We start from the raw sequence: 23,231 nt of genomic DNA on the forward strand, positions 1-23,231 counted from the left end.
TTCGGCGGACGCTGAGACTGGGGGATCTGACCGTTATGGCTGCGAACGCCGACCGCCGCTCCTACGACATGGCCGCGTCCTCCGACGCGCAGGGCAACATCCAGGGCGTCATCGCCCGCCTGGAACAGGTGATCACGGACCGGGACCGCCAGGTGAAGGCCGCGATGGCCGACTTCCAGGCCGACGGCGTCTCGGACTCGTACCACGACAAGGAACTGCGCTGGAACAACGCCTCCAACGAGGTACGCAACATCATCCAGCTCCTGAAGACCACGCTGGAGAAGAACGACGGCACCGCACAGCAGACCCTGTCGCGCGCCAAGGCCGCCGTCGACAGCATCGGCTGAGGCAGAGGCAGAGGCCGGACAGGTCGGGACGAGTCGGGTACGCGGGAACGGATACGCGGGGGTAGTTGGTGTCGGGTTGGGACATTCGTCCGCAGGGTGTTCAGGGCGTCCTGAAGACCACCGGGGAGACCGCGGGCGGCATCGAGAAGCAGGCCACCAGCTTCGGTGAGCATCTGAAGTCGGCCGCGACCTCGGCGGGCACGATCGCCGCCGAGGGCGCGGAGGGCTCGGAGAACGGTGGCCTGGTGGCGCTCGCGCTCTCGCAGTTCGCCGAGCACGCCGCCAAGGACATCAAGTTCGTGGCCGCTCGGGCCGGCAAGTCGCTGACCGGTGCGGTCGAGGCGACGACCGCGTATCTGAACGGCGATACGGAGATGGCGGCCGAGGCCCAGCGCAAGGCGCTGTCCGCGCCCGACATCGACCTGGGCAAGCCGGGGGTGCAGGAAGCATGATCAGTCCCTCTGCCATCCCCCAGTTCACCGGCGACCTCGCCACCCTGGAGACCGCGGTCACCAACCTGGGCAAGGACGCGGGTGCCATCCGCAAGACCGGCGCGGATGTGCACTCCCAGTTCCAGGGCCTGTCCGCGTACTACACGGCGCCCGAGGCCGAACAGCTCTTCGCGACCACGAAGCCCGTCGCGGATCGCGCGGACGCCTTCGGCGACGACCTGGAGAAGGTCGGCAAGGCGCTCAGCGAGTACGCGGCCGAAGTGAAGCCGATCGCGGAGAAGCTGAAGCAGCTGAAGCTCGACGCCGCGGCGTTCGTCGAGTCCGTGAAGGACGACGACGAGTGGAAGTACGACGGCGACAAGATCGAGAAGCACAACGGCATCCAGGCCGATGTGACCGCCGCGGTGGCCGCGTTCTGGGCCGCCGAGCGCGCCTGCGCCAACAAGATCACCGCTCTCTTCGGCGGGACCCAGTTCGTCGCGAACGACGGCTCCAACAAAGAGAACATGTACGGCTACTCGGCCGACGACCTCAAGAACGCCAAGGTGCCGTGGGGCACTCCGGAGGAGGAGTCCCACCACTGGTACGAGGTCGGCCACTGGGTGAAGTCGTTCGTCTGGGACGGCCTGATCGTCGACGGCATCTGGGGCACCATCAAGGGCCTCGGCACGCTCGTCGGCTTCCAGGGCCTCGACGCGATGGGCCAGGCCTGGAAGGGCCTCGCCCAGCTCGCGACCGGTCTCCTCGTCATGTCCGTGCCGGTGGTGGGCGCGGCGTACATGATGGCGCCGGACGACAAGCTCCCCTCCTGGCTGCGTGATTCCCGTACCGCCGTGAAGGAGACCGGTAAGGCGCTGGTGGCCTGGGACGAGTGGGGCAAGAACCCCGCCCGTGCCGCCGGAGCGGTCACCTTCAACGTCGTCACCACCGTGTTCACCGGCGGCGCCGGGGCCGGTGTGTCCGGTGCGGGCAAGGCGGGTGCGGTCGCCAAGACCCTCTCGGCGCTGTCGAAGACCGGCAAGGCCATCGACCCGATGACCTACATCACCAAGGCCGGCGGTGCGGGCCTGTCCAAGCTCGGCGACGTGATGGCCGGACTCAAGGGCGTGGGCAACATCGACATCCCGCCGCTGCCCGCCAGCACCTTCCAACTGCCCGAAGGCGCGCTCAAGTTGCCCGACGGCACCTTCGAGATCCCGCCCGGCGCGACCGTCCCGGACGGCGCGGTCAAGGTCTCCGACACCACGTTCAAGCTGCCCGAGGGCGCGGTCACCGTCCCCGAGGGCACGGTGAAACTGCCCACCGAGGCGGGCGTCCCGGCCCAGTACATGGACCCGAAGGGCAACATCCTCGACGGCCGGGGCTCGGTCATCCAGCACGCGGACGACGCGCCCCGGGGCCTGGACCTGGACGCGCGGCCGGCTGAACTGCCGCGTATCGAAACGCCTGTACGCGAACCCGCCCTCGTCGGAGCCGTGCCGAACACGGCTGACAACGTCGCCCACGTCGGTGACGATCTCGGCGACACGGGACGTGTGGGCTCGGATGTCACGGGCCCGACCGGCCAGGCCGGCGACAGCCTTCCCGGCGGGGGCGCGGACGAGCTCGGGCGCGGTCCCTCCGCGAGCCATGAGACGCCCACCGGTGGCGGCCACACCGACGGACCCGGTGGCGGCGACCACACTCCTGCCGGTGACCACACTCCCGGATCGGGCGGCGACCACACCCCGGCCGGTCTCGGGGACGACCAGCTGCCCTCCGATCCCGGCGGGGAGCTGCCTCCGCCGCCGCACGGCGGCGGTCCCGACCTGCCCGGCAGCGCCGTGCCCGACGGCCCGCAGGGCAACCTGCCGGACGGCTCCTGGGTCGGCGAGAACGGCCTGCGTCTCGACCCGGAAGCGAATGCCGCGGCGGACGACTTCATGCGCCGTTCCGCCGAGGCGGAGCCGCGGATCACCGAGTCGATGCAGTCCATCGCGGGCGATGTCGACGGCGGCCGGCTGCTCGGCCTCGAATACCGCCTCAAGGGCGAGGACTCGCTGAAGCGCAAGCTGGCGACCGACATGCTCGAGGACATCGGGGTGCGGCCGGGCCAGGCGCTCGGCGACATCAAGGACTCCGTCCGCTACACGATGGAGGTTCCGGCCGGCAACTACACCCACGGCGTCCAGCAGGCGGTCGACCAGCTGCAGGCCCGCGGGTTCGAGAACGTCACGTTCAAGAACACCTGGGACTCGGCCGGCTACAAGGGCATCAACTCGACCTGGCGCGACCCGGTCAGCGGCACGACCTTCGAGATGCAGTTCCACACGGCCGACAGCTTCAAGGCCAAGATGGACGGCCATGTCCTGTACGAGAAGGAGCGGCTGCCCGGCGTATCGAAGGATGAGCTGGCGGCCATCCGGGCCGAGCAGGCCGACCTCTTCGGCAAGGTGCCGGTCCCGCGGGACGCGGGTGCCATCCGTCTCGGCGGCCACGGCCTCGACGATGTCGCCTCGGGTCTCGGCAGGGAACCCGGTTCCGTCGCGGACGACCTCGGGCGGACCGTCGACGACGTCTCCGACGTCGGGGACGACGCCGCCCGGGCCGGGGACGACGCGGCGCAGGCCGGGGACGACGCGGCCGGGCAGGCCGACGAGGCCGCGGAGGCCCCGCGCGGGGACGAGGGCCCGTACACGCGTGGCCCCGACGGCGGCTGGAGCGGTGCCGGATGGGTCACGGACCCGCCGTCCGCGTACTCGGCCGGCGTCTACGAGTCCCTCCGCGCGACGCCCAACCACATCGACGTGCCCGTCATGTCCCGGAACACCGGTGTCCACGAGTCCGTGATCCGCGAGGTCAAGACGCACATGATCCGCGCGCAGCACGACGTCGTGGTCGGACCCGGCGATGTGCGGCACGGCCGCTTCACCCCGCGCGACGACATCGCGGACCTCTGGGACGGCGCGCGCAAGGGCACGCTGACGCCGGAGCAGAAGCTCGAGTTCAAGCACCTGATGACGCACGAGTACGTGGAGTCACGCCTGATGAAGGGCGGGCTGCCCTACCTCAAGGACCACAGCGGCTCGTGGTGGCGCAACCCCGACGGCACACCGGCGGGCCACAAGTCCCCCAAGAGCCTGAGCGCCGCAGGGGCACACGACCTCGCGCCGAACCCCGCACGGGGCGGGTTCGGTACGGCCTGGCAGAAGCTCGGACTGAAGCACCCGCGCACTCCGCTCGCCGACGATTTGTCCAACATCGACGATTTCGTGAACGATATCGTCAAGGAGCTGCGAGCGAAGGGGCTGAACATCAAGTGACCGACCACCCCGCGCGCCGGACGCTGGAACGACTGCGCGCCGCCGACTGGGAGGCGACCGGTTCCTGGGACCACGCCAACTCCCGTGCCCTGCTGATGCGCGAGCATCTGCGCCGCGCCGCGCTGTGGGCGCAGGCGGCCGGCGCCGCGGACTCCTGGCCGTTCTTCGACGTCACCGAGGCGCTCGGTGTCACGGTGGAGCTTCCGGCGGAGGTCGAGGCCGACCTGGAGGGCTTCCTCAAGGAGCGCGGCCCCGCGTCCCTGCGACGTACCTGCCGGGGTGCGGTCCGCTGGGCGGCGCTCAAGGCCTCGGATGCTCAACTCCCCGATCTGCCCGACCCGTACGAGCCCCTCCTGGCGATGTACGAGCGCGGCGGCGGCTTCTACGTCGAGCAGTTCATCGACCTCGACGGCATCTCCGTGCCGCTCGGCACACTCGAGGAGAGCCTCGGCGTCGAGCCGTTCCTGACGCTCGCCCCCGTCGTCCTGGACGCCCTGGACGCCGAGGGGCAGATCACGTACTACGCGAAGATCGGCGAGGGCCACCCCCGGTCGAGCCCGCGCGGCATCGTGCGCCGCCGGGTCGACGAGGACGCCACCTACGACGAGGCCTTCACGCGCAACCTGCGCTGGGAGCCGACGGAGTACCTGCGGCTCTACGCACTGGGGCACAACGACATCGACCACGTCCAGATCTCGGAGTCCGAGGCGGCGGCGTTCATCGACAGCGCTGTCGCCCGGCTCGGCGCCAGGTCCTGACCTTCCCGGCAGCCATGACGCCCACGACCCGGTCATGAGGCGTTTCGCGGAACTGCTCGGCACCGACTTCGCCGGGCGGCCGAACAGCGATGTCGAGCAGGTCGTCCACGAGGGTCTCGACGAGCCCCGGCACCGCGACCGCGTGCCGGGGCTCGTCGCGCTGCTGCACGACGCCTCGGCCCCGGAGTGGGAGCGCCTCGCGGCCTGTCTGGCCTTGACCACGTGGGCCGAGCACGCAGGCTTCGATGCGGTCCTCGCGGCCGCCGCGGATCCGAAGCGGGCGCCTTGGTACGACTGCCTCGTCGACCGGCGGTTCTCCGTCGACAACACCTTCGCCCAGCTGGCCCGGGCGGTCTTCGACGCCGATGTGCTGGCCGGCGAGAAGGGCACGTCGCAACGGCGCGTCGAGGCGTTCCGCGCGCTGGTGGGTGTCGCGGACAGCGAGTTCTTCGACGATCAACTGGCCGACAGCCTGGACCGGATGACCGTGCGGGCGGTCCTGCCCGAGATCGAGGACACCGTGACGCGGGGTCTCGCCGCCATCCCCGGGGCACGCTTCGATCTGGCGACCCAGCTCGTCGACCTTGCCGCGGCCGTGGCCCAGGTGGACGGCGCCCACGCCGTCCGTCTGGCGCGGGACGTGCTCGCAACCGGCTCGTCACCGCGCGCCCTGTTCCACGCGACAGCGATCGTGCACCGCTCCGGCGGCCCGGAGGTCCGCGCCTTCGCCGCGCACCTCACCGCGGTCGGCGACGACCGCGTCCGCAAGGAGCTCGGAGCCGGGTGAGCGCGCCCGCCCCGAAGATCGCCGGCTTCCACGAAGAGCTGTGGGCCCCGTCGTACGGGCCCGCGCACGGCAGCATCCGCGACCACCTCTCCCCCGCACCGTACGAGGACGAGCGGCAGATTCTGCGGTATCTGCGCTCCGGGCACCTGCTGTTCAGCGCCATGGGGTCCGCGCAGGACGTGCTCGGCAGCGGGCGGAGCGTGGTCGGCGGGGACTCCGTGTACAGCGACGGGGGGTGGGTGTGGCGCGGGGATCTGTGGTTCTACGTGCGGGTGCACCGGCTCGCACTGCCCGAGGCGTTCCTCCGGGACATCCGCGAGGCGGGGTACTTCATGCCGCCGGAGGACACCGACCGGCTTGCCGAGTGGTCCGCGTACGTGGCCGATCGGTGGTGATCCCCGGGTGCGTCAGCCCGTCACATCCTGCGGATACCACCGCAGCTCCACCGTGTTCCCGTCCGGGTCCTCGATGTAGATCGACTGGGCCGAGCCACGGGCGCCGAAGCGCGGGACCGGGCCTTCGAGGACCTTGAACGTGCCCGAGTCGATGACCTCCTGCCAGTCCAGGGGGTCCACGGTCAGGCAGATGTGGTCGATGTTGGACTCGCCGCGGGGCTTCGCGAACAGGTCGATGATCGTCGAGGAGTCGATGCGGACCGAGGGGAAGGGGACCTTGCCCGCCCGCCATTCCTCGACCCGGACCGGCTCAAGGCCCAGCGGGCCCGTGTAGAAAGCGAGTGAGCGCTCGACATCCGTGACGTTCAGCACGAGGTGGTCGAAGGCTTTGACGCGCAGCGTGGTCATGGGAGTCCCCCTCCAAGTGGCTTGCTCCTGCCCGTACATGAGATCACGGACCACTGACACTCGGATCATCGACTACTGACCGAACGGACCACTGACAAAGGGCCGCTCCCGGGTCACGGGAGCGGCCCTCGTCGGGCATGCGGAGGCGGAGATCAGGCGGCCGAGACCGTGACCTCGATGTTGCCGCGGGTGGCCTTGGAGTACGGGCAGACCTGGTGGGCCTTGTCCACGAGCTCCTGGGCCTTGGCGGCGTCCACCGTGGGGATGGTGGCCTTGATGGCGACGATGATGCCGAAGCCCTCGTCGTTCTGGCCGATGCCGACCTCGGCGGTCACGAGCGAGCCCGTGATGTCCACCTTCTCGTTGCGGGCGACGACGCCGAGGGCGCCCTGGAAGCAGGCCGCGTAACCGGCGGCGAAGAGCTGCTCCGGGTTGGTGCCGGCACCGTTGCCACCCATCTCCTTGGGCGGGTTGACGACGACGTCGAGCTGACCGTCGTCCGTGGCGACGCGGCCGTCACGGCCGTTCTCCGCGGTGGCGACGGCGGTGTACTTGACGTCCGACTGCTGGATAGCCATGAAGAGCTTTTCCTCCTGATACCGGTTGCCCGCCGGGCTCGCGCCCACGACCCTGACGGGCTCTCTTCGCAGAGATTACTTGACCGGGTTGACGATCATCTTTCCGGTGTTGTCTCCGCGGAGCACACCGAGGAACGCCTCGACGCCGTTCTCGACCCCGTCGACGAAGGTCTCGCGGTACTTGAGCGCGCCGGAGGCGATCCAGCCGCCGACCTCCTGGACGAACTGCGGCGCCAGGTCCTGGTGGTCGCTGACGAGCATGCCCTGCATGCGCAGGCGCTTGCCGATCAGCATCGCGAGGTTGCGCGGGGCGGCCGGCGGCTCGGTGGCGTTGTACTGGGCGATCATGCCGCAGACGGTGATCCGGCCGTGCAGGTTGAGACGGCTGATGGCGGCTTCGAGGTGCTCGCCGCCCACGTTGTCGAAGTAGACGTCGATGCCGTCCGGGGCGGCGGCCTTGAGCTGCTCGGCCACCGGACCGTTCTTGTAGTTGAAGGCCGCGTCGAAGCCGTACTCCTCGACGAGCAGCTTCACCTTCTCATCCGAGCCGGCCGAGCCGATGACGCGCGAGGCGCCCTTCAGCTTCGCGATCTGGCCGACCTGGCTGCCCACCGCGCCCGCGGCGCCGGAGACGAACACCGCGTCGCCCTCCTTGAAGGAGGCGACCTCCAGGAGGCCGGCGTACGCGGTCAGGCCGGGCATGCCGAGGACGCCGAGGTACGTGGACAGGGGCGCCACGTCCGGGTCGACCTTCTTGGCGTGCTGGGCCGGCACGTCCGCGTAGTCGCGCCAGCCGAGGCCGTGCAGGACGTGGTCCCCCTCGGCGAAGCCCTCCGCGTTCGAGGCCACGACCACGCCCACCGCGCCGCCGTCCATGGGCCGGTCGAGCTGGAAGGGCGGGGTGTACGACTTCACGTCGTTCATGCGGCCGCGCATGTACGGGTCCACGGAGAAGTGCAGGTTCTTCACCAGGATCCGGCCCTCGGCGGGCGCGGTCAGCGGGATCTCGCGCAGCGCGAAGTCCTCGGGCTTGGGCCAGCCGTGCGGGCGTGCGACGAGGTGCCAGGCGCGGGCGGAGGTGGGGAGAGCTGACATACGGGGCGTCGTCCTTCCGGGGCTTCGGGCCGCGCGCCGCGGGTGCGGACCGCGCGCCGAGATACTTCAGCTGATGAAACAACCATGCGGCTGAATATTTCACCCTGTCAAGTAAGTGGGTACGCTGGTGAGCATGGCCACTCCCCGGACTTCCCGCGTCGACCCCCTCACCGTCGAGGTGGTCGAGCTGATCGGCACCGTGGTGGCGCGCTACCACGAGGAGTACGAGCGCGAGGCCGGGCAGCACGCGCTCACCGGCTCCCAGGCCCGCCTGCTGGCCCTGCTCACCCTGGAACCGCTGCCCATGCGGCAGATCGCCGTGCGTCTGAAGTGCGAGCCGTCCAACGTGACGGGCATCGTCGACCGCCTGGAGGCGCGCGGGCTCGTGGAGCGCAGGCCCGACCCTCAGGACCGCCGCGTGAAGCTGGCGGCCGTCACGGACGAGGGGCGTCGCACGGCGCGCAAGCTGCGGGACGGTCTGTCGTTCGCGCGCGAGCCGCTCGCGGAGCTGTCGCACGAGGAGCGGGTGGTGCTGCGGGATCTGCTGGCGCGGATGCTGGGCTGAGCGGTCCGGGGGCGTCGCCCGGGGTGCGCCCGGTCGGTGCGGAGCCCCGTCGGGACGCACGGCGCGGCGGTCCCGCGAGGGCGGCGGTGACGACCGCCGCGAGCAGCAGGCCGGCCAGCGGGATCCGGATCGCGGTGGCGAAGCCTTCGAGCGCGGCCTCGCGCCGGCCGCCGAGCGAGGCGGCGGCCACGCTCGCGGCGACGGTGTTGAACACCGCCGAACCGATCGAACCGCCCACCTGCTGGGCCGAGTTGACCGCGGCCGAGGCGATGCCGGAGTCCTGCTCGGGCACGTTCGCGGTCACGCCCGTCATGATCGCGAGGAAGCTGCCGCCCATGCCCACGCCGAAGGTCGCAAGGGCGGGCAGGACCTCCGCCGCGTACGTGGACTGCGGGGTGAGGAAGGCGAGTTGGAGCAGCCCGCAGGCCGCGATCAGCAGGCCCGCGGTCATCATCACGCGCGGCCCGAGCCGGGGCAGCAGGCGCGTGCCGAGCTGGGTGGCGGTCGTGGTCGTGACGACGCTGATCGGCAGGAAGCCGAGCCCGCTCGCGACGGCGGACCAGCCGAGGACGGTCTGCAGGTAGTACGTGAGGTAGAGCGCGACCGACAGCTGGCTCGCCATGAGGGCGGCGCCCGCGACCAGCGAGGCGACCCGGCGCCGGTCACGCAGCAGCCGCGGCGGGAGCAGCGGGGACCCGGCCCGGGTCTGCCACCAGGCGAAGGCCGCGAGCAGGACGCTGCCGCCGGCGAGCGACCCGGCCACGGTGGGCCCGGTCCAGCCGTACGCCTCCGCCTGGCTGCACCCGTACACGAGCGCGGTCAGACCGCCGCAGCCGAGCACGGCGCCCGCGATGTCGATCCGGCCGGCCAGGCGCCGGGTGCGGTCCGGCGGGGTCCAGAGGGTGCCGAGCAGGGCGGCGAGCGCGATGGGCACGTTGACCAGTAGGCACCAGCGCCAGCCCAGCCACTGCGTGAGCAGGCCGCCGAGGACGACGCCGAGCAAGGCGCCCGCGCCGCCGAGCGCGCCGAACACGGCGATGGCCCTGCGGCGTTCGCGCGGATCGGTGAAGGTGGTCGCGACCAGCGCGAGAGCGGAGGCGGCGAGCAGCGCGGCGAAGGCGCCCTGCACGGCGCGGGCGACGAACAGCGCCCCGGTGGTGGGGGCGAGACCCGCGGCGGCCGAGGCGGCGGCGAAGCCGGCGAGACCGGTCGCGAACACCCGGCCGCGTCCCATGTGGTCGGCGATCCGGCCGGCGAGCAGCAGCAGCCCGCCGAAGGCGACGGTGTACGAGGTGACCACCCAGGGGCGGTCGCCGTCGCTCATGCCCAGCTCGGTCTGGAGGGAGGGCAGGGCGACGTTCACGATCGTGCTGTCGAGCATGATCATCAGCTGCGCGAGCCCCATGACGCACAGCGCCCACCAGCGGCGCGGGTGCGGGGTGGCGGAAGCGGGCAGGGCGGGGTCGGAGGGCGGCGCAGGCATGGGATTTTTGTATACCAAAGAGGGGTGCGCGGCAAAGGCGGGTGCCCATGAGGCTGCTTTCGGGCTACAACCGGTCGCTTTTGGTATACGGAAATGAGTCACGCACGCGGGCGGACAGGCCCGCAGCCCTGCCCGCCCGGGGGTTCAGGTGCACCAGAACAGGAACCGCTCGCATTCCTCGGTCGGCGACGGCTTCGGTTCCGGCTTCGACGGCCGGTCCTCCTCGGGCGGGCTCGTCGGGCGCGGCGCCCGGGTCGAGGGCCGGTCACCGGAACGGGACGAGGCGTCGGTCGCGGTGGCGCGGTCGGGGGACGGTTCGCCGGCCGTGGCGGAGGGAGAGGACGCAGGGGAAGAGGAGGACGGGGCGGAATCAGGGCTCGGTGACGAGGACCGGGGCGCGGAGGGGTCCGTGGCCGAAGTCGCCGGATCGTCAGGGGTGTTGGAGCCTTCGTCCGGTCCGGTGACGGCCGTCGTCGGCTCCTCGTCCGCGGCCGTGGACGCGGCCGTGCTGTCCGTCGGCTGCTCCGTGCCCAGCTCCGCCAGGCTCAGGCCGCCCGCGGCCAGGGCCACGCCCGCGGTGATCAGCAGGATCTTGTTCCGCTTGCGGCGGTGGGCGCGCTGGGAGGCGCGGCCGCGTGCGGCGCGCGTGCCGCGGTGCGCGGAGCGGGCGGCCGAGGGCTGCTCGTCGGGCTCCTGCGTCCCGGCGGCCGGCTCGGCGACGGCGACCTCGTCGGCGTACCGCCGCACGGCGTCCACGGGGGTACCGCAGCCGGGGCAGGTGAGGGCGCCGTTGAGGTGGCGGCGACAGGGGTGGCAGTAGTCCATGGTGTGGGGAGGCTAGGCCCCCGGGGACAACACCAGCGGCAGGCGCTGTGAAAGTTCTGTGGCGAAGGGTGAGTCCTGTGGCGTGAGGGGTCGCGCGGTGCGTTTTCCGCCCCTGACCAGTCAGGTCAAGGCCTCAGGATTCGCTCGTACGGGAGTCTTCTGCCGTACGCGTACGAAGGCGGGCACGTCGTACGCGTACGAAGCCGGGCACCTCGTACGCATACGAAGCCGACGGACGCGTCAGGACCCGCCGAGCGCCCCGCGCAACCGCTGCGCCCGCAGCACCAGTTCCAGCTCGAAGCGGCGGTCCGGGTCGTCCACCTCGTCGCCCCACAGCTCCCGTATCTGGCGCAGGCGGTAGCGGACCGTCTGCGGATGGACGCCCAGGCGGGCCGCGACCTCGGGGGCGCCGCCGCGGGTCTCCAGCCAGGCGAGCAGGGTCTCGGCCAGGCGGCGGCCGTGCGAGGGGCCGCAGTGCGAGAGCGGTGCCAGGCAGCGGCGGGCCAGGTCGTCGAGGAGTTCCTGGGGCTGGAGCAGGACCAGCGCCTCCGTGTGCTCCGTACAGAAGACGACCTCGCCGGCCGGGAGCAGGTCGCGGTCCATGAGGCCGACCGCCGCCTCGGCCCAGCGCAGGGACTTGGCCGCGTCCGTGAGCGGGACCGGCGGGCCGATCGCGCCGGACCAACCGTTCAGCGCGCGCCGCAGGTGTTCGGCGCTGCCCGCCGCGTCCGGGTCGGGGATGACCATGCGGGGCTGCTCGGTCTCCATGTCGAGGAGGACGCCCTGCCCGACCGGGGGTGCGAGCGCCTCGCGGGCCGGGCGGACCAGGACGCCGACGGCCACGGTCTCGGGCAGCGGCCAGCCGACGCGGGCGGCGCGCTCGGCGAGGGGTTCGGTGGGGTCGCTGCGGTGCTCGGCGAGCAGCAGCTCCATCAACTTCCGTTGCAGGCGCAGGCGTTCACCGGCCTGGCGCGCCGCCGCCTCGGCGTATCCGCGTACCGATAAGTCCACAAGGCCGTCCAGATACTCGAAGCCCGCCTCGGCGAGCTCGTACATGGCAGGGGGTGGGATCTCCACCTCCTGGCCGATCTCGGTGAGCCGGCGCCACGCGAGGCGGACGCCGAGGCGGTAGACGGCCTGCAGCGAGTCGAGGGTGCGCCCGTGCAGGCCTTCGCCGCGGCCGAACTCCTGGAAGATCTCCAGCTGGTAGCGCGGCCGGTCCTCGCTGGTGGCGAGCTGCCGCACGAAGCCGTCGAGGGCGCGCCGGATGCCGATCAGCGCCATCGGCACGCCCGACTCGTCGAGGACGAGCTGGAGTTGGGGGTACTCGCGGCGGATCTCGCGCAGGATGTCGTCGGCGAGCCGCGGCACCTCGTCGAGGGCGCGCTCGGCGAACAGCTTGACCTTCAGGCGCGGGACGTCGCGCCAGGCCGAATGGCCGGTGCCCACCGACATCAACGGGCCTGCGACGTCTCGTAACTGATCAGCGGGGTGTTGGGCTGCTCGGGGGTGGCATTGAGGAGCGCCACGATGCCGAAGGCCGCGCCCACGGCAAGTGCCGCGGCGGCCGCCGCGGTGAGTGCGGCTGCGAGCAGTCGGTGCATACCGGGTTCCGCCTCTCGGTTCCGGGCCGCGTGCAGCACGCAGTCCGCAGCGACGGACTGGTGGTCGTCCAGTCCGCATCGGTCAAGAGAGAGCCCAACCGGTTCGTGCGCCGGCCCCATCCGGCAAGTGCCCAGTGTTGGGTGTGCATTGACAGTGCGTCAAGAGTGCGCCTACGGTTCCCGGCCCATACAGCACATGCAGTTCTGTTGCAGCTCGTGAAGCTCGTGCGGCACCTGCATCGTCCGCGCAGCACGTGCACTTTTCGCGCAGCACCGACCGGCGCCCTGGACCCGGGTGCCGCACTCGACCCATCCCCCTCGGACTCATGGGAGTGCCCGGATGCGCCGTTCCGCTTCACCGTTGTCGCTGGTCATCCTGGGCCTGGGCGTGTTCTTACTCGTCCTGGCCCCGATGCTCGCGTGGTACGTGGAACCACGTGCCAAGCGCACTCCGATCGACATCGACACGACCACCGTCTTCACCGGCAAGGGCTCGTACTTCGACACCGGCGAGGTCGAGACCCTGGAGAACCAGAACCTCACGATCACCCGCCAGGTCCGCGGCGATGTGGCGGACAGCACAGACGAGGTGGCCGCCTGGGACGTGGTCCAGTCGGTCGACCCGGACAAGTCGCTACCGGCCTCCTCGCCGCACGACTCGCTCCAGTGGACCCAGGAGCGCTGGGTCACCGACCGGGAGACGAACCGGCCGGTGCACTGCTGCCAGGAGTCGCCCTACTTCGAGGGCGAGGCCTATCTGAAGTTCCCGTTCGACGTGGAGAAGCGCTCCTACCGCTGGTGGGACAGCACCCTCGGCGCGACCGTGCCGCTCGACTACGCGGGCAAGCGGAAGGTGCAGGGCTACGAGGGGCTGCTGTTCACCGCGGAGGTCGAGCCCGTGAAGACCGGGACGCGGCAGGTGCCGGGAGCGCTGCTCAAGTCGAAGGCGAGCCAGGTGATCGCCGAGGAGTGGTACGCCAACCACGGCATCGAGCTGGTCGTCGACCAGCGCACGGGCCGGATCATCTATGCGCAGGTCGGGCCGCGCAAGACGCTGCGGATGCCGGGCTCGGACGAGGACGCGGTGGTGCTGCTCGACAGCAAGAAGATCGCGTTCACCGAGAAGACCCAGAAGGCGCAGGTGGCGCTGGCCGAGGACGACAGCAGCCGGTTGCAGCTGGTCGGGCAGACATTGCCGATCGGCACCGGGGCACTCGGCTTCGTGCTGACCGTGGTCGGCGTGCTCCTGGTCCTGCGCGGCCGGGAGCGCCCGGACCCCGGGACGCCGGACGGGCCGGGGGCCACGACGCCCGCGCCCGCCCCGGTCTCCGCGCCGGTGTAGCCCCTGCGGTGCGCGCCCGGGTCCGCACAGGACTCCCGGGTGCGCACCTCCGTGCGCGCGCCGCGGTGCGGACCCCGCACGCAACGCCCTGCGGTTCCTCACGAAGTGATGAGGCGTCAGGGTCAAATGGGTCCGAAATTGTCACCTCCGTGAGTAGCCGGAGCGAACACGGGGGCGAAAACTGTCTCTCCACTTGAGAGCCCCACCGAAAGTGCACACCCGGTCCACAGCCGGACACCCCCACTCGCACCACGTGAGGACGCACCACTCCCCCGAGCACCGGCCGGCTCTCCCCAAGTCCCGTCCGGTGCACGGGGGAACGCACCACCCACCCGCGTGCCGCACCCCGGCACCACCACCTCAGACCGGCCCTCGCACCACTCCCCCCACAGCCGTTCCGCACCCCGAGACGAGTTGGAGCTCGAATGCCCCAGCACGTACCCCCCTCGCTGCGACACACGTCACCCCAGGAGGTTCCGCACGCTGCCCAGGAGGCCCCGCACGCCGCCCGGGACGGCGCACTCCCGCCGTACCCGAGGCGCATCGTCTTCCTCGCCCGCCGCGACCTGGGCAACCCGGCCGCCGGCGGCAGCGAACTCCTCGTCGACCAGCTCGCCGAGGGCCTGACCCACGCAGGGCACCAGGTGACGCTGCTGTGCGGCGGGCCCGCGGCCTACCGCGACTACCGCGTGGTCTCCGCCGGCGGCGACCTCGGGCACCACCTGCGGGCCCGCTCGGCCTTCGCCCGCCAGGTCGGCGAGACCGACCTGCTGGTCGAGGTGTGCAACGGCATGCCGTACCTCTCGCCCCTGTGGCACCGCGGTCCGACGCTGTGCCTGGTCAACCACGTCCACACCGACCTGTGGGGGATGCGCTATCCGGGCCCGGCGGCCCGGCTCGGCAGACGTCTTGAGCACTGGGCGCTCTCCGGTGCCCAGCGCGGCAACCTCCTGGTGGCCGTCTCCCCCTCGACGGCCACGGCGCTGCGCGACATCGGCGTGCCGCGCGAACGCATCCGCGTGGTGCACAACGGCGTGGACGAGCCGGGCCCGCTCGAACCGCGCTCGGAGGAACCGATGTTCCTCGCGATGGGCCGGCTCGTGGAGTACAAGCGGATCGATCTGCTCCTGCGGCTCTGGGAGCGGGTGCGGCCCGTGACCGGCGGCCGGCTCGTGATCGTCGGCGACGGTCCGGAGCGCGAGCGCCTCGAGCAACTCGCCGGTCCCGGTGTGGAGTTCACCGGCCGCGTGTCGGAGGCCGAGAAGCACCGGCTGCTGTGCGCCGCCTGGATGCTGCTCCACCCCTCGGCCGTGGAGGGCTGGGGTCTGGTGGTCACGGAGGCCGCCACGCGCGGCACTCCCGCGATCGGCTTCGACGTGCCCGGGCTCAGGGACTCCATCGAGGACGGCGTGACCGGCATCCTCGCGCGCGGCGAGTCCTCGTTCGCGGCGGCGTGGTGCACGCTCGCCCTCTCCACGGAGCGCCGCAGGGCCTTCGGCAAGGCGGCCGCGAGCAGAGCCGCGCGCTATCGCTGGTCGAACACCGTGCGCCAGTTCCAGGCGGTGGCCGCCGAGGCGGTCGCGCTCAGGCGGGAGCGGATGCGGTGAGCCGGGCAACGGGGGCGACGGCCGAGGGACACCACTCCATACCGAGGACCAAGGATCCTTCGTTACGGAGGTCCTTGGCCCTGTTCCGCGCCTTCCTGCACGAGCAGCAGGATCCGGAGCACTGCTACACCCTCCTCGCGCGCGACGCGGCCGACCAGGTCGAGGCGTACGGCTCCGTCAAGGGGCGCACAGTGCTCGACATCGGCGGCGGGGGCGGCTACTTCACCGAGGAGTTCCGCCGGCGCGGCGCGTACAGCTATCTCTTCGAGCCCGACGCGGGCGAGCTGGGCAAGCAGCCGCCCGAGGGCACGGTGCTCGCGGACGGCTATCTGCTGCCGGTCGCGGACGCGGTGGCGGATGTGGCCTTCTCCTCCAACGTCCTTGAGCACGTGGACGATCCGGCCACCTTCCTCAGCGAGATGGTCCGCGTGACCAAGCCCGGCGGGCTGATCTACGTGTCGTTCACGAACTGGTACTCCCCCTGGGGCGGCCACGAGTGGGCGCCCTGGCACTACTTCGGCGCCGAGCGCGCCCGCAAGCGGTACGAGCGGCGGGCCGCCAAGCCCGCCAAGCACAGACTCGGCGAGAACCTCCACGCCATCCACATCGGCGCGACACTCCGCCACGTACGAGCCAGAACGGACGTCGAGATCGTCTCGGCGCGCTCCCGCTACTGGCCGTTCCTGGCCGGGGCCATCACGAAGGTCCCCGGTCTGCGCGAGTTCGCCACCTGGAATCTCCTTCTCATTCTCCGGCGGTGTCCATGACCAGCACGGTCCAGTCCCCGCAGCTCCCGCCCCAGGCGCCGGCGCCCACCGCGCCACCCGCCTCGGGGCCGCCCGAAGGGCCGCGCTCGCGGCGCTGGCTGCTCGGGTTCTGGGCCGTGGTGTTCGTCCTCTTCCTCGCGGCGGCCCCCGGCCGCATGACGTTCGACACCAAGCTGGGTGTGAACGTCGACCCGTGGAAGTTCTTCAGCGATCTCGGCCAGCTCTGGCACGACCGCGCCGGGTTCGGCGGGATCTTCGACCAGTACATCGGGTACGCGTTCCCGCAACTGCCGTTCTACGGGATAGCCGACCTGCTCCAGCTGCCGGTGTGGCTGACCGAGCGGCTGTGGATGTCGCTGATCGTCGCCACCGCGTTCTGGGGCGCGCTGCGCCTGGCCGAACGCCTCGGCATCGGCAGCTCGCGCTCGCGGCTGCTCGGCGCCGCGGTCTACGCGCTGTGGCCCACGTACACGATCGTCGTCGGCTCCACCTCGGCGGCCGCCCTGCCCGGCGCCGTACTCCCGTGGGTGCTGCTGCCGCTCACCAACGACCGGGTGAGCGCCCGGCTCGCGGCCCTGCGCTCGGCGGCCGTCATCCCGTTCATGGGCGGTGTCAACGCGGCCTCCGTGCTGGCCTCCCTGCTGCCGGTCGGCCTCTACCTCCTGTCGCGCCCGAACGGGCCGCGCAAGCGCGCCATGATCCTGTGGTGGGTACCGGGCGTCCTCCTTGCCACCGCCTGGTGGGTGGTGCCGCTGCTGCTGCTCGGCATCCACGGCGAGAACTTCCTTCCGTACGTGGAGACTTCGGAGGCCACCACGGCCACGATGTCCGGCACGGAAGTGCTGCGCGGCGCCGGCAACTGGGTGGCGTATCTGAACTTCGGCGACCCGTGGCTGCCGGCCGGCTGGGACGTGACGGCCTCGGTGCTCCTGATCATCTGCTCGGCGCTCGCCGCCGGCCTCGGTCTCGCGGGCCTCGCGCGGCGCGATCTGCCGGAGCGGCGCTGGCTGGTGCTCACCGTCCTCTCCGTCGTCCTGATCACGATGGCCGGATACGGCGGCGCGTTCGGCGCCCCGTTCCACACGACCATGCAGAGCTGGCTGGACGGCTGGCTCGTACCGTTCCGCAACATCTACAAGTTCCAGACGGGCCTTGCCCTGGCGCTGGTGTTCGGCCTGATGCACGTGGTCGGGATCGCGGCCGTGGCGCGCGGTGCCCGTCCGGTACGGGGCCGGCGCCTCGCTCCCGCGATCGCGGCCGTCCTGGTGATCCCGGGCCTGCTGCTGCCGTATCTCAACGGCAATGTGCTCCAGCCCGGTTCGTTCCGCGAGCTGCCCAAGTACTGGCAGACCACGGCCGACTGGCTGGAGAAGTACTCCCCCGACTCGCGCGCCCTGGTCGTGCCGGCCACCGCGCACGGCATCTACACCTGGGGCTCGCCCATCGACCAGCCGCTCGACGTGCTCGCCGAGTCCCGCTGGGCGCAGCGCGACTATGTCCCGTTCGGGACGGCCGGCAACCGGCGGGCGATGGACGCGGTCGAGCAGGCGCTGATGACCGGCAGCCGGGTGCCCGGCCTCCAGGACTTCCTGAGCCGTGCGGGGCTGCACTACATCGTCGTGCGCAACGACCTCGACCCCGACCAGGTGGGCTACGTCCCGACGGCGACCGTGAAGCGGACCCTGGAGGAGTCCGGGTATGAGCGGGTCACCGGGTTCGGGCCGCAGACCACCGGCGGACGGATCGCGGACGACACCCCGATCCAGGTCGAGGGCCTGTACCCGCGCACCCGTGCCGTGGAGATTTACCAGCCCTCGCAGGACACCGAGCGGCCCAAGCAGGCCGGGCTCAAGCCGGCCGCCAACACGGCCGTGGTGAGCGGCGGTCCTGAGGCGCTGCTCCCGCTGTCGGCCGACCCGGCGATGCGGGACCGCCCCACCGTTCTGACCGGTGACAACCACCCCGGGGTGGGCTCGCCCGGGCTCCAGGCCGTGGGCGACGGGCTGCGCCGTGCGGACACCCGCTTCGGCCTGATCAACAACAACACCTCGTACACATACACGAAGGACGAGCGCAACCACGCCGAGTCCTTGCAGGAGCCGGGGAAGAAGCCCCGGCAGATCCTGCCCACCGAGGGCGTCGAGCACCAGACGACGGCGGTGCTGCGCGGGGCGAAGGAGGTCACGGCCTCCACCAGCGGCAACTGGTTCTTCTATCTGCCGCAGTACGACCCGGTGAACGCCTTCGACGGGGACGCCTCGACCGCCTGGGCCGAGGGCAGCTCCGGTGCGCCGGAGGGCGAGTGGCTGCGGATCGCGTTCGACGGGGAGCAGTCCGTCCCGTCCGAGCTGAAGGTGACGCCGCTCGCGCAGAACGGTGTGCGGCCCGCGCCCACCCGCGTGAAGGTGGAGACCGACGGCGGCAAGGCCGTGGAGAGCACGCTCCAGCCGGACGGCTCCGAGCAGACCGTCAAGGCCCCTGCGGGAAGCGCCAGTTGGCTGAAGATCACGATCCTCGACGTGGAGGAGGCGCGGCCCGGGCTCTCGGGTGCGGGCTTCTCCGAGGTGAGCATCCCGGGCGTGCAGGTGGACCGGATGCTCCAGCTGCCCGAGGACGCGAAGAACGCCCAGGCCTCGGCCACCACGTACACGCTGCACCGCTCCTCGGACCCGGGCGGTCTGTCGCCGCTGTCCGCGGAGGCCGGTTTCAACCGGCAGTTCGACGTGACCTCGGCCGGTGACTACGCGCTGAAGGCGAGCGCGGTGGCCGTGCCCGGCGATGCCTACGACAAGCTCCTGTACGAGGTCGCGCCCGAGCAGGAGCAGCAGGTCCGCGCGAGCGCCGACTCGACGGCCCAGCTGGGCCGCGGTCTGTCGCCGCGCAACCTGACCGACGGGGACCTCACCACGGCGTGGATCGCCGGGGACTCCGCGGTGATCCATCTGCGCTGGCCGGACAAGAAGCCCGTGGACCAGATCGTGTTCGCGGCGGCCGGCGGTCTGTCGACCCGGCCGGTGAAGGCGGAGATCAGCTCGCCCGACGGCTCGATCATCACGGACATCGACGCCAACGGCAGCGCCCGCTTCGCGCCGATCACCACCGACCGCCTCGACATCACCATCACCGAGACGGCACCGCTCACGGCCTTCAACCCGCTCGCGGACGAGAAGTTGCAGCTCCCGGTCGGTCTGACCGAGGTGTACGTCCCGGCCCTGGAGACCTACCGCACCAAGCAGCCCGACCCCGAGCGCCGCTTCGAGCTGGCCTGCGGCAAGGGGCCCGAGCTGACGATCGACGGCACGAAGGTCGACACCGCCGCCAAGGGCACGGTGCAGGACCTGATGGAGCGCCGGCCGATCGAGGTCACGCTGTGCGGGGGCGAGGAGACGGTGCAGCTCGGCACGGGCACGCACCGCGTCCAGGCCGCCGACGAGGGCGCGCTGGCGCTCACCGACATCGCCCTGACGCGCGGCACGGTCGCCGAACCGGCCACGGACCAGGGCTCGTTGACCGTGAACGACTGGGCGGGCGACCGGCGTTCGGTGACCGTCGAGTCGGGTGCGGCCTCGTATCTGACGATGTACGAGAACTTCAACGACGGCTGGAAGGCCACCCTCGACGGCAAGGAGCTCTCGCCCGTACGGCTGGACGGCTGGCAGCAGGGCTTCCTGGTGCCGGACGGTGCGAGCGGCACGATCAGCCTGGAGTTCGAGCCGGCGCAGATCTACGAGATCGGCCTGATCGCCGGTGCGGTGGCCGTGCTGCTCCTGGTGCTCGCGCTGGTGCTGTGGCGCCGTGACACCAACGAGGACGGGGCGGTCCCGGTGCCGCCGGACGCCGGCCTGGTCCTGGGCACCGTGGTGCTCACGCTGGTGGGCATCGTGATCGCCGGACCGTTCGCGCTGCTCGTCCCGGTGCTCGCGCTGCTCGCCCGGTGGCGGCACGCGCTCCTGGTGCCGCTCGCGTTCGTGGCGATGGCCGGTGCGGGGATCGCGGCCTCGGTCGGTGCCGGGCAGGCCGCGGTGGCGGACGAGGGCGCGTTCTCGCCGGCCGCTCAACTGCTCGCCCTGATCGCCCTGTTCGCGGCGCTGGTGAGCGTCGGGACCGAGGGGATGCGCCGGCAGGCCGAGGCCCGGATGGGCGCGGGCACCGATCCCGGTACGGTGCCGGATCCGTACGGGGGCTATCCCTCGGGCTCTTCGCGTACGACGCTTCCCTTGGGCACACCGCCCGCGCCGTATGCGGCGGGTCCGACGCTGTCGGCCCGCGGGCCGGGCCCGCACCCCGAGCCCGACGAGGAGCGGCCCACCTTCCGGCTGCCCCGGCGCCGGCGGGGCGCGAAGGCCGCGGGTGCCGCGGGGGCAGCTGGGGTCGCGGGAGGTGCCGCCGCTTCGGAGGCCGCCGGGTCGCCCGAGGCGGGGACCGCCGAGGAGAAGGAGACCGCATGGCCGCTGGACCTGGAGAAGCCCGCTCCGCCGCCCGCGTCCTCGGACGACTCGGTCTTCGAGCCGCCGCCGGCCCGCGCCGGCGATCCGGCCGGGGCGGAGGTGCCGCCCGCGCAGGAGACGCCCGCGTACGGGACCGGACCCGGGCCCGATCTCGTCGTACGGCCGCTGCCGACGGGTGAGGCGCCGCCCGCCGACGCACCGCCCGCCGACACACCACCGGCAGGCGCCGGACCGGCCGACACACCACCGGCCGGCCCCGACGAGGACATCCAGGACACCCGTCCCGACGACCCGCGGGAGACCCGGGACGCACCGCCGCCCCCCGACGCCGACCGCCCGGAGGACCGATGACCGCCGTGCAGCAGCCCGCCTCACGACCGAAGGGCCCCAGCGGGCCCGGGTCCACACCGCGCCGGGTGCCGTTCCCGGTGGTGGACGAGGTCGCGCGGCACTGTCTGCAGGAGGAGGAACCGGAGACCGTCCACATCGAGGTGCACCTGCCGGGCCGGGTGGACCCGCAGCGCCTGAAGGAGGCGTTCGGCGAGGCGCTGCGCCGCCATCCGCGGATCCTGATGCGGGAGGCGGCGGGGCGCTGGTACCGGCGGCGCTACGAGTGGGAGCTGACCGACGGGCCGGACGTGCCGGTGGTCAGCTTCCCGCCGGCCGGCCCGGACGCGCTCAAGCACGCGCGCGTACGGGCGCTGGCGGAGGCTCCGCCGCTGTCCGCGTCGCCGCCGGTCCGTCTGGAGATGGTGGCGGACCCCGAAGTGGCGGGCGGGAGCGTCCTGTTCCTGACCATCAACCACACCGCGCTGGACGGTCCCGCCTGTCTGCGGGTGCTCGCCACGGCGGCCGAGCTGTACGGCGGGCAGGACAACTCCCCTGCCGCGCCGCCGGTCCGGGCGGAGCCCGCGGCCGCCGCGCCGGTGGACATGCCGGGCGGCTGGTCGCCGCCCGCGCACGTGGCCCCCGGCACGCCCGAACCCTCGCCCGGCAACGGCATGCTGGTGGCCGAGCTGCCCGTGCCGCGCCGCGCGAAGGGCGTCCCGTACACGGTCAACGACCAGTTGATGGTGGCGACGGCGCTGATGATCGCGCACTGGAACCGCGAGCACGGCAAGGCGCCGCGGCCGATGCGGATCACGATGCCGGTGGACGACCGGCCGCGGGACGCGGGGATGCCGATCGGGAACGGTACGCGCCTGGTCGAAGTGCCGTTCGCCGCAGCCGAGTTGGACGCCGACCGTATGGAGGAGCTGCTCCGGCTCACCTCCGAGCGCACCCGGGCCCTGAAGTCCCTGGAGCGGCCGCAGCTGGGCCGCGGGGCCGCGCTCCTGACGGCTCCGGTGGTGCCGGTGGCCTGGCGGGCGGCGGTCACCCGGGGGCTGCGCAAAGCGGTCGGCCCGTGGACCTCGACCACCCTGCTCAGCAACATCGGCCGGATCCCGTACCCCTTGGACTTCGGCGACGCGGGCCGTGCACACGCCGTCTGGTTCTCGGCGCCCGCGCGCGTCCCGCGCGGTCTGACGGTCACCACGGCGTCCACGGCGGGCCGGCTGCATGTGGCGCTGCGCTGGTCGAAGTCGCTCCTGAGCTCGGGCGACGGGGCGCATCTGCGCGATCTGTTCGAGCACTACCTGCACGCCACGGAACCGGGGCGTGAGCGCTCATGACCCCCAAATCCCCTACCACGCAAGCGACTTCCGGCGGAGGCACCACGGACCCCGTGACCACGACCGAGCACCGCCCCGGCCTGCGCGACTTCTACGAGAACCCGTCCGTCCCCGTGGCCTCGGGCGACGCCCGCAGCCTGCGCCAGGCGCGGATGCTGGCCGAGGCCCTCGGCCCGGCGCGCGCCACCCCCGCCACCGTCCTCGACATCGGCTGCGGCGACGGCTCCGCGGCCCGGACCGCGGCACCCCTGCTCTCCGGCCACCGCGTCATCGGCGTGGACTGGTCGCAGGACGCGCTGCGCCGCGCCCGCTCGCTCATGTCGGATGTGATCCGGGGCGAACTCACCGACGGCGGGCTGCCGTTGGGGGACGGGTGCGCGGACGCCGTGCTGTTCAGCGAGGTGATCGAGCACCTCGTGGACCCGGACGCCGCCCTCGACGAACTGCGCCGCGTGCTGCGCCCCGGCGGCCATCTCATGCTCTCCACACCCAACTTGGCGGCCTGGTACAACCGCGCCCTGCTCCTGGCCGGGGTCCAGCCGGTGTTCTCGGAGGTCAGCCTGCGCGGGATCCACGGGCGGCCGGGCAAGGAGGTGGTGGGCCATCTGCGGCTGTACACGGCGCGTGCGCTGCGGGAGTTCCTGACGGCCTCCGGTTTCGAGGTCGTACGGATGGCGGGGGCCCCGTTCCACGGCGTGCCGCGGCCGCTGCGCGCCCTGGACCGCGCCGCCTGCCTGGCGCCGTCCGCGTCCTCGATCCTGCTCGTGCATGCGCGTAAACCGGGGGGTTAGCCAT

Annotated in this window: 19 protein-coding genes and 1 pseudogene; 13 read left to right on the forward strand and 7 right to left on the reverse strand. The window is 72.0% G+C overall.

Features of this window, described 5'->3' with window-relative positions:
* The first annotated feature begins 35 nt into the window (after window positions 1–35).
* The 6 genes from BLT97_RS21810 to BLT97_RS21840 all read left to right on the forward strand — a co-directional run bounded on the left by BLT97_RS21810 (window position 36) and on the right by BLT97_RS21840 (window position 6,041).
* On the forward strand, window positions 36–347 hold the full coding sequence (locus BLT97_RS21810) for a pore-forming ESAT-6 family protein (RefSeq protein WP_093612787.1): 312 nt from the start codon (window positions 36–38) through the stop codon (window positions 345–347).
* Window positions 348–412: 65 nt separating this feature from the next.
* A complete protein-coding gene (locus BLT97_RS21815; protein ID WP_093612789.1) occupies window positions 413–799 on the forward strand; it encodes a DUF6507 family protein in 387 nt (128 codons plus the stop codon).
* Window positions 796–4,101 (forward strand): hypothetical protein, encoded by a 3,306-nt coding sequence (locus tag BLT97_RS37940; protein ID WP_176953852.1) that lies wholly within the window; start codon window positions 796–798, stop codon window positions 4,099–4,101. Before BLT97_RS21815 ends, BLT97_RS37940 begins: the two co-directional genes overlap by 4 nt.
* Window positions 4,098–4,859, forward strand: coding sequence for a hypothetical protein (locus tag BLT97_RS37945; protein ID WP_176953853.1), 762 nt, complete (start codon window positions 4,098–4,100; stop codon window positions 4,857–4,859). Before BLT97_RS37940 ends, BLT97_RS37945 begins: the two co-directional genes overlap by 4 nt.
* 34 nt (window positions 4,860–4,893) lie before the next feature.
* On the forward strand, window positions 4,894–5,646 hold the full coding sequence (locus tag BLT97_RS21835; protein ID WP_245769463.1) for a hypothetical protein: 753 nt from the start codon (window positions 4,894–4,896) through the stop codon (window positions 5,644–5,646).
* Window positions 5,643–6,041, forward strand: coding sequence for a hypothetical protein (locus BLT97_RS21840; protein WP_093612792.1), 399 nt, complete (start codon window positions 5,643–5,645; stop codon window positions 6,039–6,041). Before BLT97_RS21835 ends, BLT97_RS21840 begins: the two co-directional genes overlap by 4 nt.
* A gap of 12 nt (window positions 6,042–6,053) precedes the next feature.
* On the opposite strand, the gene BLT97_RS21845 is transcribed toward BLT97_RS21840, so the two are convergent.
* The 3 genes from BLT97_RS21845 to BLT97_RS21855 form a co-directional block, all read right to left on the reverse strand.
* Window positions 6,054–6,449: a VOC family protein gene (locus tag BLT97_RS21845; protein WP_093612794.1), complete on the reverse strand. Its 396-nt coding sequence runs from the start codon at window positions 6,447–6,449 to the stop codon at window positions 6,054–6,056.
* A 152-nt stretch (window positions 6,450–6,601) separates the two neighbouring features.
* Window positions 6,602–7,027: an organic hydroperoxide resistance protein gene (locus BLT97_RS21850; protein WP_052579822.1), complete on the reverse strand. Its 426-nt coding sequence runs from the start codon at window positions 7,025–7,027 to the stop codon at window positions 6,602–6,604.
* Between the two features lie 75 nt (window positions 7,028–7,102).
* Complete coding sequence (locus BLT97_RS21855; protein ID WP_093612796.1) at window positions 7,103–8,122, reverse strand: NADP-dependent oxidoreductase; 1,020 nt, start codon at window positions 8,120–8,122, stop codon at window positions 7,103–7,105.
* Between the two features lie 133 nt (window positions 8,123–8,255).
* On the opposite strand from BLT97_RS21855, the gene BLT97_RS21860 reads away from it, so the two are divergent.
* On the forward strand, window positions 8,256–8,687 hold the full coding sequence (locus tag BLT97_RS21860; protein WP_093613219.1) for a MarR family winged helix-turn-helix transcriptional regulator: 432 nt from the start codon (window positions 8,256–8,258) through the stop codon (window positions 8,685–8,687).
* A gap of 58 nt (window positions 8,688–8,745) precedes the next feature.
* On the opposite strand, the pseudogene BLT97_RS21865 reads toward BLT97_RS21860, so the two are convergent.
* From BLT97_RS21865 to BLT97_RS37950, 4 genes and pseudogenes are all read right to left on the reverse strand, one after another.
* Window positions 8,746–10,170: pseudogene (locus BLT97_RS21865) on the reverse strand (MFS transporter); the annotation flags it as partial.
* A gap of 144 nt (window positions 10,171–10,314) precedes the next feature.
* Window positions 10,315–10,995 (reverse strand): SCO2400 family protein, encoded by a 681-nt coding sequence (locus BLT97_RS21870; protein WP_143041365.1) that lies wholly within the window; start codon window positions 10,993–10,995, stop codon window positions 10,315–10,317.
* Between the two features lie 240 nt (window positions 10,996–11,235).
* Window positions 11,236–12,450, reverse strand: coding sequence for a PucR-like N-terminal domain-containing protein (locus tag BLT97_RS21875; protein ID WP_093612800.1), 1,215 nt, complete (start codon window positions 12,448–12,450; stop codon window positions 11,236–11,238).
* Window positions 12,450–12,599 (reverse strand): hypothetical protein, encoded by a 150-nt coding sequence (locus BLT97_RS37950; RefSeq protein WP_176953854.1) that lies wholly within the window; start codon window positions 12,597–12,599, stop codon window positions 12,450–12,452. Before BLT97_RS37950 ends, BLT97_RS21875 begins: the two co-directional genes overlap by 1 nt.
* A gap of 340 nt (window positions 12,600–12,939) precedes the next feature.
* On the opposite strand from BLT97_RS37950, the gene pgfA reads away from it, so the two are divergent.
* The 6 genes from pgfA (at window position 12,940) to BLT97_RS21905 (ending at window position 23,227) form a co-directional block, all read left to right on the forward strand.
* On the forward strand, window positions 12,940–13,941 hold the full coding sequence (pgfA, locus tag BLT97_RS21880; protein ID WP_093612802.1) for a cell envelope lipid trafficking protein PgfA: 1,002 nt from the start codon (window positions 12,940–12,942) through the stop codon (window positions 13,939–13,941).
* Window positions 13,942–14,366: 425 nt separating this feature from the next.
* Entirely contained in the window at window positions 14,367–15,548 is a 1,182-nt protein-coding gene (locus BLT97_RS21885) for a glycosyltransferase family 4 protein (RefSeq protein ID WP_093612804.1), read from the forward strand.
* Window positions 15,545–16,315 carry a class I SAM-dependent methyltransferase gene (locus BLT97_RS21890; protein ID WP_093612806.1) on the forward strand — a complete coding sequence of 257 codons (771 nt, stop codon included), beginning with the start codon at window positions 15,545–15,547 and terminating at the stop codon, window positions 16,313–16,315. The genes BLT97_RS21885 and BLT97_RS21890 overlap by 4 nt, the downstream gene beginning before the upstream one ends.
* Complete coding sequence (locus BLT97_RS21895) at window positions 16,312–21,114, forward strand: alpha-(1->3)-arabinofuranosyltransferase domain-containing protein (RefSeq protein ID WP_093612808.1); 4,803 nt, start codon at window positions 16,312–16,314, stop codon at window positions 21,112–21,114. The genes BLT97_RS21890 and BLT97_RS21895 overlap by 4 nt, the downstream gene beginning before the upstream one ends.
* On the forward strand, window positions 21,111–22,436 hold the full coding sequence (locus BLT97_RS21900) for a condensation protein (protein ID WP_093612810.1): 1,326 nt from the start codon (window positions 21,111–21,113) through the stop codon (window positions 22,434–22,436). The genes BLT97_RS21895 and BLT97_RS21900 overlap by 4 nt, the downstream gene beginning before the upstream one ends.
* Entirely contained in the window at window positions 22,433–23,227 is a 795-nt protein-coding gene (locus BLT97_RS21905) for a class I SAM-dependent methyltransferase (protein ID WP_093612812.1), read from the forward strand. The genes BLT97_RS21900 and BLT97_RS21905 overlap by 4 nt, the downstream gene beginning before the upstream one ends.
* Window positions 23,228–23,231 lie beyond the last annotated feature (4 nt).

This window comes from Streptomyces indicus (assembly GCF_900100315.1).
Taxonomy (GTDB): Bacteria; Actinomycetota; Actinomycetes; order Streptomycetales; family Streptomycetaceae; genus Streptomyces; species Streptomyces indicus.